16 protein-coding genes are annotated in these 15,880 nt (G+C 43.5%); 7 read left to right on the top strand and 9 right to left on the bottom strand.

Annotation, left to right across the window (positions count from 1 at the left end; genetic code table 11):
* Positions 1-125: 125 nt before the first annotated feature.
* From H3V00_RS06925 to H3V00_RS06915, 3 genes are read right to left on the bottom strand one after another with little or no spacing between them, the layout of a single operon-like run.
* Positions 126-962, bottom strand: a complete 837-nt coding sequence (locus H3V00_RS06925) for a PHP domain-containing protein (protein WP_198207264.1) — start codon at positions 960-962, stop codon at positions 126-128.
* Positions 959-1,132: an oxidoreductase-like domain-containing protein gene (locus H3V00_RS06920; RefSeq protein WP_078475480.1), complete on the bottom strand. Its 174-nt coding sequence runs from the start codon at positions 1,130-1,132 to the stop codon at positions 959-961. Before H3V00_RS06920 ends, H3V00_RS06925 begins: the two co-directional genes overlap by 4 nt.
* Positions 1,129-1,353, bottom strand: a complete 225-nt coding sequence (locus H3V00_RS06915) for an RNA-binding S4 domain-containing protein (protein ID WP_174830728.1) — start codon at positions 1,351-1,353, stop codon at positions 1,129-1,131. Before H3V00_RS06915 ends, H3V00_RS06920 begins: the two co-directional genes overlap by 4 nt.
* A gap of 129 nt (positions 1,354-1,482) precedes the next feature.
* On the opposite strand from H3V00_RS06915, the gene argE reads away from it, so the two are divergent.
* Together argE and H3V00_RS06905 are read left to right on the top strand one after the other, a co-directional pair.
* The gene (gene argE, locus H3V00_RS06910; RefSeq protein ID WP_198207262.1) at positions 1,483-2,649 is read left to right on the top strand and encodes an acetylornithine deacetylase; all 1,167 of its coding nucleotides are present in this window, start codon (positions 1,483-1,485) and stop codon (positions 2,647-2,649) included.
* A gap of 72 nt (positions 2,650-2,721) precedes the next feature.
* Positions 2,722-3,120 carry a cytochrome b562 gene (locus H3V00_RS06905; RefSeq protein WP_025331641.1) on the top strand — a complete coding sequence of 133 codons (399 nt, stop codon included), beginning with the start codon at positions 2,722-2,724 and terminating at the stop codon, positions 3,118-3,120.
* Between the two features lie 301 nt (positions 3,121-3,421).
* On the opposite strand, the gene H3V00_RS06900 is transcribed toward H3V00_RS06905, so the two are convergent.
* From H3V00_RS06900 to recQ, 6 genes are all read right to left on the bottom strand, one after another.
* Positions 3,422-3,652 (bottom strand): hypothetical protein, encoded by a 231-nt coding sequence (locus H3V00_RS06900; protein WP_174830725.1) that lies wholly within the window; start codon positions 3,650-3,652, stop codon positions 3,422-3,424.
* Between the two features lie 783 nt (positions 3,653-4,435).
* Positions 4,436-4,993, bottom strand: a complete 558-nt coding sequence (locus H3V00_RS06895; protein WP_025331639.1) for a hypoxanthine-guanine phosphoribosyltransferase — start codon at positions 4,991-4,993, stop codon at positions 4,436-4,438.
* A 381-nt stretch (positions 4,994-5,374) separates the two neighbouring features.
* On the bottom strand, positions 5,375-5,845 hold the full coding sequence (nrdG, locus tag H3V00_RS06890; protein ID WP_025331637.1) for an anaerobic ribonucleoside-triphosphate reductase-activating protein: 471 nt from the start codon (positions 5,843-5,845) through the stop codon (positions 5,375-5,377).
* Between the two features lie 2 nt (positions 5,846-5,847).
* Positions 5,848-7,989, bottom strand: a complete 2,142-nt coding sequence (gene nrdD / locus H3V00_RS06885; RefSeq protein ID WP_198207260.1) for an anaerobic ribonucleoside-triphosphate reductase — start codon at positions 7,987-7,989, stop codon at positions 5,848-5,850.
* A 640-nt stretch (positions 7,990-8,629) separates the two neighbouring features.
* Entirely contained in the window at positions 8,630-9,289 is a 660-nt protein-coding gene (locus H3V00_RS06880) for a LexA family transcriptional regulator (RefSeq protein WP_198207258.1), read from the bottom strand.
* Positions 9,290-9,750: 461 nt separating this feature from the next.
* Positions 9,751-11,541, bottom strand: a complete 1,791-nt coding sequence (recQ, locus tag H3V00_RS06875; RefSeq protein WP_198207256.1) for a DNA helicase RecQ — start codon at positions 11,539-11,541, stop codon at positions 9,751-9,753.
* 93 nt (positions 11,542-11,634) lie between these two features.
* On the opposite strand from recQ, the gene H3V00_RS06870 reads away from it, so the two are divergent.
* The 5 genes from H3V00_RS06870 (at position 11,635) to H3V00_RS06850 (ending at position 15,872) form a co-directional block, all read left to right on the top strand.
* Positions 11,635-12,072, top strand: a complete 438-nt coding sequence (locus tag H3V00_RS06870) for a surface-adhesin E family protein (RefSeq protein WP_037394744.1) — start codon at positions 11,635-11,637, stop codon at positions 12,070-12,072.
* A gap of 40 nt (positions 12,073-12,112) precedes the next feature.
* Complete coding sequence (locus H3V00_RS06865; protein ID WP_025331633.1) at positions 12,113-12,436, top strand: hypothetical protein; 324 nt, start codon at positions 12,113-12,115, stop codon at positions 12,434-12,436.
* A gap of 148 nt (positions 12,437-12,584) precedes the next feature.
* Complete coding sequence (gene mnmG / locus H3V00_RS06860) at positions 12,585-14,477, top strand: tRNA uridine-5-carboxymethylaminomethyl(34) synthesis enzyme MnmG (protein ID WP_198207254.1); 1,893 nt, start codon at positions 12,585-12,587, stop codon at positions 14,475-14,477.
* On the top strand, positions 14,470-15,105 hold the full coding sequence (gene rsmG, locus H3V00_RS06855) for a 16S rRNA (guanine(527)-N(7))-methyltransferase RsmG (protein WP_025331631.1): 636 nt from the start codon (positions 14,470-14,472) through the stop codon (positions 15,103-15,105). Before mnmG ends, rsmG begins: the two co-directional genes overlap by 8 nt.
* Positions 15,102-15,872, top strand: coding sequence for a ParA family protein (locus H3V00_RS06850; RefSeq protein WP_025331630.1), 771 nt, complete (start codon positions 15,102-15,104; stop codon positions 15,870-15,872). The genes rsmG and H3V00_RS06850 overlap by 4 nt, the downstream gene beginning before the upstream one ends.
* Positions 15,873-15,880 lie beyond the last annotated feature (8 nt).

Below are 15,880 nucleotides of genomic sequence, written 5' to 3'. Positions count from 1 at the left end.
AATTCTTATTATCTGAATTTTTATATGATTTTGGCATATTATAATCCAACATTTTGTGATTGGTTTATGACTGAAACAAACTTGAAATACCTTGTTTGATTTAAAATCTATCAGAGATAATGCGGTTAATCAGCTAAATGATCCCACACTGGTTTACAGATAGGTGGTAGTTCAGGACAGCAGCCGAGCAGGCCACCACCAAAATCACCATCACGATGAAAATCACTGCCACAGCTGGCTAAAAAATCGAATTGTTGTGCCAGTAAGGCATAGTTCAGTCTATCGTTCAGATTAGAACGCCCACTATGCACTTCAATCGCTTCGCCACCACAAGCCTTAAAATCACTGAACAGATTGCGGCGTGCAGTAGCAGACAGCTCATAGCGCATTGGATGCGCAATAACCGCAATCCCGCCGGCATGCCGGATAGCGGCAACAACCTCAGCCAGTTCTGCCCAGTGATGTTTAACACTACAGGATTTACCGTCACCAAGATATTTGCGAAATGCATCAGCTTTTTTATTTACATGGCCGGACTGGACTAAAAAATCAGCAATATGCGTACGTGTCACCATATCTATATTCGTAGTAAGTGCCAGTGTACCTTCATAAGCATCACTAATTCCTTTTTTAGCCAGCTTATCGGCAATGGCCTGTAGACGCTGTAAACGGCCGCTGCGAAGACGTCCGAGTAAAGTTTGTAATACTTCATCTTCCGGAGATATATTCAGACCGACAATATGTATAGTGCGTCCGCGCCAGCTTACTGAGATTTCCACCCCATTAATCAAAGTGATTCCTGACTGCTTGGCCTGTGCATGCGCGGTGGCCAGACCTCCGGTATGGTCATGGTCTGTTAATGCTAGCAATGTGCAACCATTAGCAGAAGCACGCAGAACAACTTCGGCTGGCGTCAGTGCGCCATCAGAAACCGTGGAATGACAATGTAAATCAATACTCATGAGCTTTTTTCGTTATTAGAAGATGATGTGGACAACTGTGCCTGCATCGCTTCATATGCAGCTTTTTCGCGGTAATAAATTTGCCAGACACAGGCATCGCCACAGTCACTATTGCAGCATTCCCAGTCTTCCGGTGGTACTGGCGGAGTTAATAATTCCGGTGCGCTCATAACTCACTATTAATGACATTGATTTCACTGTCACCCAGCCGGATACTGTCTCCGGCAATGATTTTCGCGGTTTTACGGGTTTCCGGCTGCTGATTGCGCAGTACTTTACCTTCGGCAATCAATTGTTTGGCTCTGCCGCCACTTTCTGCCAGCCCGGTCAGTTTAAGCAGATCACATAACGCAACATGCGGATGTCCGGCTAAGTCAAATTGCTGTTTCATCTGTTATACCTTTCCATAAATAGCTATTGTAGCTATTATCAGCGTCGAAGAGGATTTTGTTTTATGTATTGGTTACGCTAAAGGCATAAAATATGCTATGGTTTAACCAGAGTTTACCGGAGATTTGCCGTGGATACACTTAGCTGGTTATGTCAGCTGATTGCTTTTGATACCACCAGCCGTCAGAGTAATCTGGCCTTGATTAATTATGTAGCCGATTATCTGGAGAGCCGTAAACTGTCGCCATGGCTGGCACATAATGAAAAGGGGGATAAAGCCAATCTGTTTGTCACTATCCCGGCTGCTGATGGCAGTACTTCTGGCGGGATAGTACTTTCCGGTCATACTGATGTTGTGCCGGTAGACGGGCAAAAATGGTTATCAGACCCGTTTGCAGCAAATATACGGGATGGTCGCGTATATGGTCGTGGCAGTAGTGACATGAAAGGTTTTATTGCCAGCGTACTGGCTGCGGTTCCGGACATGCAGAAGACAAAGCTGAAAGTCCCATTACATATTGCTTTGTCTTTTGATGAAGAAGTCGGCTGTCTCGGTGCACCGGTGATGCTGGCTGAGCTGGAAAAAAGAGGTTTGCAGCCGCAATCCTGTATTGTTGGTGAACCTACATCCATGCAAATGGTAGTGGCCCACAAAGGGATCCATACTTTCTGTTGTGAAGTACACGGTAAAAATGCTCACTCTTCGCTCACGCCTGATGGTGTGAATGCAATTGAATATGCAGCCCGTCTGATTGTATTTATCAACCAGCTGGCTCAGCAATTACAACAGCGGGCTGATTTGGATCATGCTTTTGATGTGCCGTTTGCTACTGTTTCAACTGGCCTGATTCGTGGCGGTACTGCTATTAATATTGTGCCGGATTATTGTACCTTTGAATTTGATTATCGTAATTTGCCGCATATGACGGTAGAAGAACTGACTGAACCGATTCGGCAATATATTGCAACGACCCTTTTACCCGCTATGCAGGCAGTGGTACCGGAAGCATCAATTAAGCTAACCCATAATGTACAGGTACCTGCTTTAAATGACGCAAATAATCAGCAGCTGCATGCATTGATTACTCAACTAGTGGATAATAAACAACAAGCCAAAGTGGCCTATGCGACTGAAGGCGGCCAGTTTCAGAATAGCGGTATCAATACTGTTGTATGTGGTCCCGGTAGTATTACAGTGGCTCATAAGGCTGATGAATATATAGAACTGGAGCAGCTTGAACGCTGTGATCACTTTTTACGCAAACTGATTCAGGTGCAAAGCTTATCATTTACTTGATACGGTATTATCAAACTCTGCGCTGTTTTATATATAAAATGTTTAGGATTAACTGAAGAACAGGAAAATCAGATGGCAACCAAAAAATTTCTCTCTGCAGGGATATTGTTATTATCACTGATATTATCAGTGATGACTGTTCAGGCGAATGGCGTAAACGTTTATATGAGTGCTATTAATATGAGTTATGCGCGTTTTAATTCAGCGCAAACAGTCGCAGATGCCAGTAAAGCTCTGGCCAGTATGCGGGCTGCTGCCGTGGCCGCTAAAGCAAAAAAACCTTCCGGTCTGGAAAATGCTGCACCGAATAATCCAAAATTGAGAGCATACTATGCTGAGATGGATAAATTGATTGCAGAAATTGATAAAACCAATAATCTGGTTAAAGCGGGAAAAATGGTACAGGCTAAGGCAGAAGGTAAGAAAATATTGCAATTACGTGATGAAGGGCATAAAGCGATGAGGCAATAAAAGATACTAGGGCGGTATAGCAGTAAAAACGATAGTCCAGAATGCAAAAAGCCTGGTTCCGCCCCTTAAAAAGCTAAAGAACCAGGAAACATAGACAAATAAACTAACTGATAGATAATGACCGGAATCAATGAGTCTGTACGGACATTATCTTAAATTTTTCAGGCAATCCTTTTTTTGCAACATTTCTTTATCCCCTTTCTACAATCAGATAATTGTAGCTATTAATACAAAAAATATACTAAATGCAATAAATATAATATATTATAAAAACTAACTATCTCATTACTGATTATAATACTCAATTGACTTTGCTGTCAGGCTTGGCTGAGTAAATAATTACTTTTTTAGGGCGTTTCAGTTTATATCTGATAAATAAGCGTATATCAGAACCAAAGGTGTTGTTTTCACGCAAATTAATATGACAAAACTCTGGTAAAACCTGCTTATTGGTAATTGGAGCCATCGCTGGCGGAAACAGGCGTAACATATACGCTTCCAAATGGCGGCTTTCCGCCACAAAAATAGTCATAAACACTGCCTTTCCTGATTATTCTAATCAAACCGCTATGCGCTTCCAGACGCATCTGGCGGCAGAAGAATGGCAAGGCTGGAAGACCGTTAATCAGAACCGGCAGGCATAAAGCCTCCCTGCCATTGTCTACCATCGAAAAGGTATGCCAATGACTCGGTAAACAGAATATGAAAAAACCATAATGAAAAATATTAATGGTTTATCTGTCTGATAAAACAGCCTTCCAGAGCTGACCGTACTATTTAATACGGTATAGACATCATACTGGCGAGTAATTAAATTTGTCAAGAATGTGTTAATTAAATAATATAATCAATAGTTAATGTAATATTTTATTTTTTTATTGTAATCATTAAAAAAATTATTTAATAAAATATAACATATTATTTTGTATGTATATTTTACATATATATTCTATGTATGCTGATATATTATGATATTAACATTTTTATTAGTGCTGTATGGCTGTTATTTAAATTTGAACATGAATTAGCTTAATCCCGCATTAATTCTTTATTTTTTATAAAAAATATATTTCAAAGCAGATTTGAAACAGTTTGCTGTCTTTCAAAAATGATCATTTAATGCAGTAGATATATTAATGATTTAGATACAGTTTTAATGCTATAGCTTTGAGTGAACCGTGATTTTATTAATGATAATGATGGAATTAAATTTGATTATGTTATATGTATTTCAAAACCGGAAAATCTAAGAATGAGCAAGGAGCCACGGTGTAGATAACCATGGCCTGCATACAATAGATACTGTTATTGACGATTACTCAGCCAGAGCATAAATTTCGTCCAGATTACGCCATTTACCTTCAGCATCCATGCCATACCCGAAAACATAACGATTGGGAACATCCAGTCCGACAAAATCAGCCATAATGGGCTTTTCTTTGCCAATCAGTTTGTTGGCAAAAACAGCTGTAGAACAGCTGGCTGCACCCATTTCCAGTATCTGTTTTTTTACGGCTGCCAGTGTATGCCCTTCATCCAAAATATCATCCAGTACCAGAATGTGGCGTCCGACTACCGCATTCTGCGGGGCACGCAGCCACTGATAATTACCACCTTTAAGTTTATCACCGTAGCGGGAAATATGGATGTAATCAAAATCCAGCGGAAAACGCAGTAATGGCAGTAATTTTCCGGTGAAAACAACTGCACCGCCCATCACCGGTAATACCAGCGGGTATTTATCACTTAATGCTGCAGTGATGTCCGCAGCCATTTGCTCCAGCCTGGTTTCACAGGTTCTGCGGTCAAACAAAAGATCTGCTTTATCCAGCATTGCCTGAGTTTCGGCGCGTCTGTCAGTTACATCAATTATGCTCATTGGTATTGTCCATGTGTATCCGGGTAAATAAAACCGTATGTCACTATTAACTGACCACCAATATGCTCAGAATAGATGCAGGTAGTGTTGTCTACGGTTTAATTGAGTAAATTTGTGCTGCTCTGGTGATTTGGCAGCACTAAGACGAATGTGTTTTGATTGTTTAAACCAGAATATTAAAGGTAAATTATCCCAGAATTTTACTTGTAATATGCGAATTTTATGCCATTCCGGCCATTTCGGGCAGTCTGAGAACAAGCGAGTAAAATAACTGACTGGTTTATTAGAAAAATTTTCTGACAGCAAGAGATAAAGAAGCACCATTGCTGTTATGCAGAATTAATCTGTTAACTACAATGGTGCCAGATGGTTGAATTATACCGGATGCAGGTAATGAATCTGCTGATTACTGCTGCCGCGCCAGATTAATGCCGGATCTTTCAGTTCCTGTATGAATTTACCGTCGATAAGGGTGTTGATTTCATTTACAACCTGCATTTGTGCCGGTGATAATTCTGCCAGTGTGTAGCCTGTCCATAGCCAGATGTCTTTATGTTCGGTTTCCTGCCGTACCCGTCTGACCAGTTTCAAGATAGCATTCAGGTTATGCGGGTGCAGCGGATCTCCGCCGGTGAGCGACAGCCCCTGACGCACAATGCGTTTGTCGTTAAGGTCGCTGATAATCAGGTCTTCCATCTGCTGGTCAAATGGCTTACCGGAATCTGTCCGCCATGTGGTGGCGTTATAGCAGCCCCGGCATTTGTGCTCACAGCCGGCTACGAACAGCGTACAGCGGGTTCCGGGACCGTTGACAACATCAACCGGATAATACTGATGATAATTCATACTTAGAGTGCACCACATTGCTGACCAAGGTGTTTGACCCGTCGTTTAACCTCTTCCTGTTTGCCGGCATTAAACGGGCGGGAATCCGGACTGCCCAGATAACCGCATACACGTCTGGTAACGGATACCCGTGCAGGATCATGATTGCCGCATTTCGGGCAGACAAAACCTTTGCTGGTACAGGAAAATTCACCGCTGAATCCACAGTCGTAGCATTCATCGATCGGAGTATTGGTTCCGTAATAGGGAACGTATCGGTAGCTGTAGTCCCACACGTCCTCTAATGCTTTAAGATTGTGTTGTAAATTCGGATATTCCCCGTAGCAGATAAAACCACCACTGGCCATTTTCGGATAGGGTGCTTCAAAATCGATTTTATCGTAAGGATTAACCTTTTTCTCAACATCCAGATGGAAGCTGTTGGTATAGTAACCTTTATCGGTCACACCATCGATAACCCCGAATTCGGCAGTATCAAGCCGGCAGAAGCGATCACACAGGTTTTCACTGGGTGTGCTGTACAGGCTGAAACCATAACCGGTTTCGGCTTTCCAGCGGTCGGCAGTGTCACGCAGTTTTTGTACGATAGCAATGGCTTTCTCGCGCAGGGTTTCGCTATCAAAAACATGTTTTTCGGTACCATACAGGGCATTAATGGTTTCGTGCAGACCGATATAGCCCAGTGAAATTGAGGCGCGGCCGTTTTTGAATATTTGAGCTACTGAATCATCAGCATTCAGACGTACCCCGCAGGCACCCTCCATATACAGAATCGGAGCTACTCTGGCTTTGACATTTTCAAAACGGGCAATGCGTGTCATCAGTGCTTTGCGGCACAGTTGCAGACGTTCATCCAGTAACTGCCAGAAGTGTGTTTCATCATATCTGGCTTCTATGGCGATACGGGGCAGATTCAGGCTGATAACCCCCAGATTGTTTCGTCCTTCATGGATTTGCTCCCCGTTTTCTTCATAGACACCAAGGAAGCTGCGGCAGCCCATCGGGGTTTTGAAGGAACCGGTAACAGCGACAACCTGATCATAGTTAAGAATATCCGGATACATACGTTTGGAAGCACATTCCAGAGCCAGCTGTTTAATGTCGTAGTTAATATCACCGGCTTTGTGGTTAATACCATCTCTAATGCTGAATACCAGTTTGGGAAAAACGGCTGTTTTGCCATTTTTACCAAGGCCTGCGAGGCGATTGCGTAAAATAGCGGTTTGTATCAGCCGGCTTTCCCAGCTTGTACCCAGACCAAAGCCAAAGGTTACAAAAGGAGTCTGACCATTGGCTGTATGCAGGGTATTAACTTCATATTCCAGTGACTGAAAGGCGTCATAACACTCTTTTTCAGTACGTGCACGTGCATACTCGTTTGCATTGGCAATCTGCCATTCAGTTGCAACTGCCAGATGTTTGTTGTAGCTGGCACGAACAAAGGGAGCCAGTACTTCATCAATACGGTTGATGGTGCTGCCGCCATAAATATGGCTGGCTACCTGCGCAATGATCTGTGCGGTTACCGCAGTGGCAGTGGCAATTGATTTCGGCTGCTCGATTTCGGCATTACCCATTTTGAAACCGTTAGTCAGCATGCCTTTCAGGTCAATCAGCATGCAGTTAAACATCGGGAAAAAAGGCGCATAATCCAGATCATGGTAATGGATTTCACCCCGTTCATGCGCCAGTACCACATCGCGTGGCAGCAAATGCTGCTGTGCATAGTGTTTGGCGACAATGCCGGCCAGTAAATCGCGCTGTGTCGGAATAACTTTACTGTCTTTGTTGGCGTTTTCATTGAGCAGACTAAAGTTGGTTTGTTCAACCAAACCCTGAATTTCACGATTTAGACGACTGCGTGATTCACGTGCCACATCTCGGGAATGGCGATATTCAATATACGCACGGGCCAGCTCCTTGTACTGTCCGGCCATTAACTGGTCTTCAACAGCCTGCTGGATATCATGAATATCAATATATTCACGCTCGGCAAGATGACCAGCCACACTTTCTGCCACCTGATGGCAATAATCGATATCGTTAATCTGTACTGCTTTGGCTGCTTGTTGTATGGCTTCTTTGATGCGGGCTGTATCAAAAGGTACGTGACAACCATCTCTTTTAATTACAATGGGTTTCATGCTGATTATCCTTCTGCTGCCTGTAATAACCGGCAGCAGTTACTGCATTGTTATTAAATAATAACAATTTATCTGATCACAGTGCTTATATGTAAAAAAATACTATATTTAGTGTTTAAATGCTGTTGTTGCGCTTTTTTTTACTATATATGGGATTTGTATGATGAATAAAGCAGCATTTTTCACATTTATTTGATATAGCGCATCATTCATGGTTGACATGGCTATTTATTATAGATAAATCATTGGTTTATATTATTGAAAACAAAGTGTAAAAAATGGTCATTTCTTGCCTGCGACTGAAATACTGATGTCTGTAACCAACTTGTCTGAAATCTTTGTTAGAAGGTAACAGGTCTGAATTAGATTATTTTATTTTCAGTAATATGCTTAGAATATTGTATATAGAATAAAATAATCGTTGTACTCAATCAGATGATTGCTATGCAAGTAGCCTAAGTTAAAGCAGATGGAGATACTTATAATTGACAACCGGGCAAATAAGACAATCTGCCATCGGTAATGATAGTGAATCTATATAACAGATAAATTTGAGCATGGTAGGTGTCTGATAATTTAGAGATAAAAGAAAAAACAAAAGTCCAAATCATATGAACTTCTATATTTATTGATTATTTCTTTATAACCTATTAATAGTCCAATATGCGACGACTTTGCCACAAATATGAATTTTATCCAAATCACCACGAGTAATTGTTTCCGAGGGATATCTTGATTGATTATCATTCATTACGCGATATTGACCATCAAATAATAATTGCAATCGTTTAATACTAAAACCATTATCAACGTAAAAAACATATATACCATCAGACATATAAAATTGAATTGTAGTATCAATAAATAGTAGGTCACCGTTCTTTAATGTGGGATTCATAGAATCACCTTTTGCTTTTATTATCGCAATTGATGTTAGGTTATTCCCTATATTTTCTTTCGCCCAAGCTTCAGGTATCTCAATTATTTGCTCTGCTTCCAGCGGCTCAACTTCAGTATTTTCAACATTAATATCACTACAGACATTTAGATAATTTATTCTGATATATCCATTTTTTGATTTACGGATCATTTGAGTATTGTCTGGTTCAATATATGGGAGTGGATATCCACATAAATTTGAGATTTTTACCATTACATCAAATGACACACCATTTTTATTAGTTTCCCATGCAGATACTGATGCCTTTCCCGATAAATCAAGTGCTAAAGCTAATTCTTCCTGACTTAAACCCGCATTCAAACGAGCTGATTTTACCCAATTACCAATATCAAACTTCATAAAAATACTCTAAAAAATCAGAGTATAGCTTTAATGTACTATTGTTGTGTCTTAAATATTGACTGATCTAATCCAATCCACAAAGTATGGACTAAAAAATAATGAGGACATAGAATTGAATAAAAATATTTTAATTGTCGTAAGCATAGCAGGTGAACAAACTAATCAGGTGGATGGGTAAATGAATCCTGGAATAGATGCGAAAAATTACCAAAAAACAGATAAAAATAATAATCAGGTAATGGCAGGATACCGGTAGCAGAATGCCCGTATTACCGGACATTCTCATGCACATAAAGTAGGCAAAATCAGGTGTTATTCCGCCGATAATCACCTGTTATGAAAAACTATTTGCTGTACCGGTATAAAGGCAGAATCATGACCGGATAAGCAAAGATAAAAGTTATAAAAACTGAGAAAATAAATGATTTATGAGCAGAATAGCGGAGACGTTCTGACTATTATTGCGCCCATTTGCGACACAGAGCCAGAATATCTGCACCGAAATTTCTGATTTTACTTTCACCTAATCCATAAATATGGTTTAAATCAGCCAGTGTGGCCGGTGGATGCCGGACTAAATCCTGTAATGTCCGGTCGGCAAAAATGGTATAGGCTGGTACATTGTTTTTGCTGGCGCGTTCTTTACGCCAGTTGCGCAGAGTTTGCCACAGACGTTCTTCGCGTTCAGTACGCAGCCAGGTTTCAGTATTGCGATTACTGCGGGTTTTATCATGCTTCAATGGTCGCAGCCAGACCTGTTGCTGGTTTTTTAATACTGCCCGTGCCTGCTCAGTAAGCTGTAATGCCTGATTGGCTATATCAACATTCAGATACCCTGACGCAACGCATTGCCGTACCACTGTACGCCACTCTTTAACTGTTAATTCACTGCCTATACCGAAAGTAGATAAATGCTGGTGTCCGCAGCGTATTACCAGGTCTGTTTCGCGACCGCGCAAAACATCAATCACATGTCCGGTAGGAAAACGCTGTTTTACCCGATACACGCACGAAAGTAATTTTTGTGCCAGTACAGTGCCGTCAAATCTGCTGGGCGGGTCGGTGCAGTTGTCGCAATGTCCGCAGGACTCACCTTCCTCTCCGAAGTAGCGCAGCAAGAGCCGGCGGCGGCAGTCTGCAGTCTCACAAAAGGCCAGCATGGCATCGAGTTTTTGTAAATCAATGCGTTTTTGCGCTTCATCGCGCTCAGCAAGCTCAATCCGTTCGCGCAATAGTACCCAGTCATTCAGACCATAACACAGCCAGCTGGTGGCAGGCAGGCCGTCACGGCCGGCACGCCCCGATTCCTGATAAAAATGTTCAATGCTGACAGGCATATCAAGATGGGCAACAAAACGTACATCCGGTTTATCTATACCCATACCGAAAGCTACTGTTGCTACGATAATAATGCCATCTTCCTGTGTGAAGCGGCGCTGATTCCGGCTGCGTATTTCCCAGTCCAGTCCGGCATGATAGGGCAGGGCAGTCAGACCGTTTTCGCTTAGAAAAGCAGCAATATCTTCCACACGCTTGCGTGACAGACAGTAAACAATACCATTCTCTCCGGACATCTGGCTGCGGATGAATTGTAATAACTGTTTCTTACCGTTGTTTTTTTCAATAACCTGATAGTCAATATTCGGGCGGTTAAAGCTGGAAACAAATAATCGTGCGTCTGTTAAATCCAGATAGTGCTGAATATCTGCTCTGGTGGCATTATCTGCTGTGGCAGTAAGGGCAATACGCGGAATACCGGCAAATTCGTCTGCCAGAATGCTCAGTTGCTGATATTCAGGACGAAAATCATGTCCCCACTGGCTGACACAATGAGCCTCATCAATCGCAAACAGGCTAATACGGGTATTGTGTAAAAACTGTAAAAAACGCGGCATAACCAGACGTTCCGGTGCTACATATAATAGCTTCAGATGCTCAGCCGCGATTTCATCAGCAATGCGCTGTATCTCTTCACCACTGGTGCCTCCGTGTACACAGGCGGCAGAAATACCATTGACATTCAGAGCTGTAACCTGATCCTGCATCAGTGCGATCAGTGGTGAAATCACAATAGCGACACCATCGCGCATTAATGCCGGAATTTGATAACATAAAGACTTGCCCGCGCCGGTAGGCATCAGTACCAGTGCATTATGACCGCTGGCTACTGTGTCGATAATTTCTGCCTGTTGTCCGCGAAATTCCGGATAGCCGAAAACATCGTGTAAAATTTGCTCGGCATGGGTCACAAAACACCTGTTACATTTAATCTGAAACGGGTATTGTACTGCAATTTACCTTTATTTCCGACAGTTACCTGATGGCTGTTGCAAGGAATTAGCATGAAAATCATTTATTTCCGTCACCTGATAACCAGTTTGGCTGTTTGTGCTATTCTGGCTGCATGTACTACCACCAATGTTCCGAAAGCCAGTGGCAGCTGGGTTGAGCTTGGTGTATCCGCCAGTGGTAATATCCAGTATGCGCTTGATAGCGGCAGTATTAAACGCCAGGGTAATCTGGTTACTTTCCGCGATCGTAAAACCGTTATCGACCCTAAACAGCAGTATTACAGTAACACACCGGCTTATAAAACCGCACTGAGTACAACACAGATTGACTGTAGTCGTAAAATATTCCGGGTACTTGATGTAGAGTTGCTGGATGCGCATGGTGAACTGATCCGTCAGGATCATTTCGGTGAAACAGACTTGCGCCCGATGGGTATTACCAGTGGTTCAGCTTCCGAACAGCAATATCAGCATGTATGTGCACATTAATTCTAATTAAGATTAATTCTGATTAAGAAAGTTAGCAGGCATGAAAGTAAAATATAGCTTGTGGTTGATTTTAGGTCTGGCGGTTACGGCATGGGCTGAATCTCCTGCCGATGTTGAATTACTCAGTGCTCAGAAAGCTTATCAGGCGGCACTGTCAGCACAAAGTGCCAGCCAGAGTAAAGCATTGCAATTGCAAACTCAGTTGCAATCGGCGCAGTTACAGCTGAAAAATGCACAGGATAATGTTACTCGTCTGCAAAATGATTTTAATCAGGCTGATGTTCAGCGCCAGCAGGCTGATGCTGCATTACAGGCAGCCGGTACCAGACTTGATGCCGCATGGCAGGGTGTGCACGGCCGTTAAAACAGACAGACTGCAATAACTGCCGGGGTGAAAAATCTCTTTGCATTTTTACATGCCTGACAAATGGCAACAGCTCGCGTAAAATAGCACTATTTTGCTCAGGCATTGTTTCTTGAAAAAACAATGCTATGGAATCAACTGTTGTCAAATGAATTATCCGATTGAATACGATGTAATTGTGGTGGGCGGCGGACATGCCGGTACAGAGGCGGCTTTGGCCGCTGCGCGTATGGGTGCGCAAACATTATTACTTACCCACAATATCGAAACTCTGGGACAAATGTCGTGTAATCCGTCTATCGGCGGCATCGGCAAAGGTCATCTGGTGCGCGAACTGGATGCACTGGGCGGGGCAATGGCGCTGGCTGCTGATTACGGAGGTATTCAATTTCGTCGCCTGAATGCATCAAAAGGACCGGCAGTACGTGCAACACGGGCACAGGCCGACCGCATTCTGTATAAAGCAGCTATCCGTTCCATGCTGGAGAATCAGCCGAACCTGCAATTATTTCAGCAGCAGGTAGAAGATATTGTTGTGGAACATGGCCGTGTTGTCGGAGTAATGACGGCAATGGGCGTTATGTTCCGTAGTCGTACAGTGGTGCTGACGGCTGGTACCTTTCTGGCTGGTAAAATTCACATTGGTCTGGAAAACTATGCCGGTGGTCGCGCCGGTGATCAGGCTGCCCAGCGTTTATCAGGCTGCCTAAAAGAGCTGAATTTACCGCAGGGACGTTTGAAAACCGGTACCCCGCCAAGGATTGATGGCCGCAGTATTGATTTCAGCCAGCTTAAAGAACAGCCAGGCGACAATCCGGCACCAGTATTTTCAGTACGTGGCAGCCGGGAGATACATCCGCAGCAGATTTCCTGCTGGATTACTCATACTAATAGTCACACCCACGATATTATCCGTAGCGGTTTCGACCGCAGCCCGATGTTTACCGGTAAGATTGAAGGAGTCGGTCCACGTTACTGTCCTTCTATAGAAGATAAAATCAATCGTTTTGCCGATAAAGAAAGCCATCAGATTTTTCTGGAACCTGAAGGGCTGAAAACACACGAATATTATCCGAACGGTATTTCTACCAGTCTGCCGTTTGATATTCAGTTAAAGCTGGTGCATTCAATGCCCGGATTGCAGAACGCACATATCCTGCGCCCTGGTTATGCCATTGAATATGATTATTTTGATCCGCGTAATCTCAAGGCCAGTCTCGAAACCAAAAATATAGCCGGACTATTTTTTGCCGGACAGATTAACGGTACTACCGGCTATGAAGAAGCCGCCGCTCAGGGCTTACTTGCCGGAGCCAATGCTGTATTATATCTGCGTGAAGCAGAACCACTGGTATTGCAACGTGATCAGGCTTATTTAGGTGTACTGGTGGATGATCTGATTACTAAAGGCGTTACTGAGCCATACCGCATGTTTACCAGTCGTGCCGAATACCGTCTGCAATTGCGTGAAGACAATGCTGATATGCGTCTGACCGGTCTGGGGCGAGCTGTTGGTCTGGTCAATGATGCGCAATGGCAAATATTTCAGCGAAAACAGGAAGCAGTTGAGCGCGAACTGCAACGCATGAGCCACACATGGTATACACCATTGAATCTGCCATTGAGTGATCAGCAGCGGGTGCTGGGTCAGCCACTGAGTAAAGAATCCAGTTTGCTGGATATGCTGCGCCGGCCTAATGTCAGCTATGCTGACTTAATGACTTTACCTAATGCACAGCAAGAAGTACTTGAAGCCGATGCGGCTGAGCAGGTAGAAATTCAGGTCAAATATCAGGGTTATATTGAACGGCAAAATGAAGAAATCAGTCACCGTCAGAATCTGGAAAAACTAAAATTACCGGCCAGCATTGATTACACGCTGGTAAAAGGCCTTTCCGCAGAGGTACAACAAAAACTGAATCAATTTCGTCCCGAAACAGTTGGACAGGCTTCACGTATATCCGGTATCACACCGGCGGCAGTCGCATTACTGATGGTGCATCTGAAACGGGGTTTTGAGGGAGCAAAAAAATATGAATGACATGAAAACCATGTTGCAACAAGGTTTGCAGCAGATGAATATCGAACTGACTGTTCCGCAGCAATTACAATTACTGGCCTTCGTAGAGCTGTTGAAAAAATGGAATAGTACCTACAATCTGACTGCACTGCGCAATGATCAGGATGTTATCAGTCATCATATTCTCGACAGCCTCACTCTTTTGCCTTATGTAGAGCATGCCAGAGGCCTGATTGACGTAGGCAGCGGCGGTGGTATGCCGGGCATACCCGTAGCTATAGCACGCCCTGATTTGGCTGTCGCCCTGCTTGATGCTAACAGCAAAAAAACATCATTCCTGCAACAGGCAGTAATCGAGCTGGGCTTAAGTAATGTACAAGTTATAACGGCACGGGTAGAAGCCATGGTTGGTGAGCAGTTCGATGTCATTACCAGCAGGGCTTTTGCTGAATTGAATGATTTTGTTACCATCACTAAACAGCTGATGGCAAAAGGCGGTTACTGGGCGGCTATGAAGGGAGTTTATCCCTATGAAGAAATTGAACGGTTACCTGAAAATACAGAACTGATCCGGGTAGATAAACTCAGCGTACCGCATCTGGATGCAGAGCGGCATATGGTTCTGGTACGCAAGAAAGAAAGTGCATGAGTGCGCATATTATTGCAGTAGCCAACCAGAAAGGCGGGGTAGGTAAAACTACAACCGTAGTTAATCTGGCCGCTTCGCTGGTGGAAAAAAAGTCCAGAGTTCTGATAGTTGATCTCGACCCTCAGGGTAATGCCACGACTGGTAGTGGCATTAATAAAGCCAATGTAACCAGCGGAGTCTATGCTGTGTTGCTTGGTAATGAAACTATTCAGCAGGCCATTACTTCTGCTCAGCATGGCGGCTTTGATGTTTTGCCTGCTAATCGTGCTCTGGCAGGTGCTGAGGTGGAGCTGGTGCAGGAATTGGCGCGGGAAATGCGCCTGAAAAATGCACTGGCACAAGTGGCAGATCAGTACGATTACATTATCATTGACTGCCCGCCGACACTGACTTTATTAACCATTAACGGTCTGGTTGCAGCACAGCACATTATTGTACCCATGTTGTGTGAGTATTATGCACTGGAAGGTATTTCCGATCTGATTGCCACCGTGCGCAAAATCCGCCAGGCCATCAATCCGCAACTGGATATTTTAGGTATTGTCCGTACCCTGTACGACCCGCGCAGTTTGCTGGCTAAACAGGTGGACGAACAGCTGGGTACCCACTTTCCCGATAAGCTGTTCAGTACACCGATTCCGCGTAATATACGTCTGGCAGAAGCACCAAGCCATGGCATGCCGGCCTTGCAATATGATCCTCGTGCCACTGGTACCAGAGCCTATCTGGCACTTGCTGATGAGGTATTGCTGCGTACCAGCAAATAAGCAGTTAA

Source organism: Snodgrassella sp. W6238H11 (assembly GCF_016100525.1).
Taxonomy (GTDB): domain Bacteria; phylum Pseudomonadota; class Gammaproteobacteria; order Burkholderiales; family Neisseriaceae; genus Snodgrassella; species Snodgrassella alvi.
Note: the sequence above shows the minus strand (reverse complement) of the source record. Positions and strands in the feature narration are given on the sequence as shown.

Bases quoted from the DNA above. Each gene is read 5' to 3' on its own strand.
- H3V00_RS06920 (WP_078475480.1), bottom strand. From the start codon at position 1,132: ATGAGCGCACCGGAATTATTAACTCCGCCAGTACCACCGGAAGACTGG.
- mnmG (WP_198207254.1), top strand. From the start codon at position 12,585: ATGAATTATCCGATTGAATACGATGTAATTGTGGTGGGCGGCGGACAT.
- H3V00_RS06905 (WP_025331641.1), top strand. From the start codon at position 2,722: ATGGCAACCAAAAAATTTCTCTCTGCAGGGATATTGTTATTATCACTG.
- nrdD (WP_198207260.1), bottom strand. From the start codon at position 7,989: ATGAAACCCATTGTAATTAAAAGAGATGGTTGTCACGTACCTTTTGAT.
- H3V00_RS06865 (WP_025331633.1), top strand. From the start codon at position 12,113: ATGAAAGTAAAATATAGCTTGTGGTTGATTTTAGGTCTGGCGGTTACG.
- H3V00_RS06915 (WP_174830728.1), bottom strand. From the start codon at position 1,353: ATGAAACAGCAATTTGACTTAGCCGGACATCCGCATGTTGCGTTATGT.
- H3V00_RS06870 (WP_037394744.1), top strand. From the start codon at position 11,635: ATGAAAATCATTTATTTCCGTCACCTGATAACCAGTTTGGCTGTTTGT.
- H3V00_RS06850 (WP_025331630.1), top strand. From the start codon at position 15,102: ATGAGTGCGCATATTATTGCAGTAGCCAACCAGAAAGGCGGGGTAGGT.
- H3V00_RS06880 (WP_198207258.1), bottom strand. From the start codon at position 9,289: ATGAAGTTTGATATTGGTAATTGGGTAAAATCAGCTCGTTTGAATGCG.
- H3V00_RS06925 (WP_198207264.1), bottom strand. From the start codon at position 962: ATGAGTATTGATTTACATTGTCATTCCACGGTTTCTGATGGCGCACTG.
- rsmG (WP_025331631.1), top strand. From the start codon at position 14,470: ATGAATGACATGAAAACCATGTTGCAACAAGGTTTGCAGCAGATGAAT.
- nrdG (WP_025331637.1), bottom strand. From the start codon at position 5,845: ATGAATTATCATCAGTATTATCCGGTTGATGTTGTCAACGGTCCCGGA.
- H3V00_RS06900 (WP_174830725.1), bottom strand. From the start codon at position 3,652: ATGACTATTTTTGTGGCGGAAAGCCGCCATTTGGAAGCGTATATGTTA.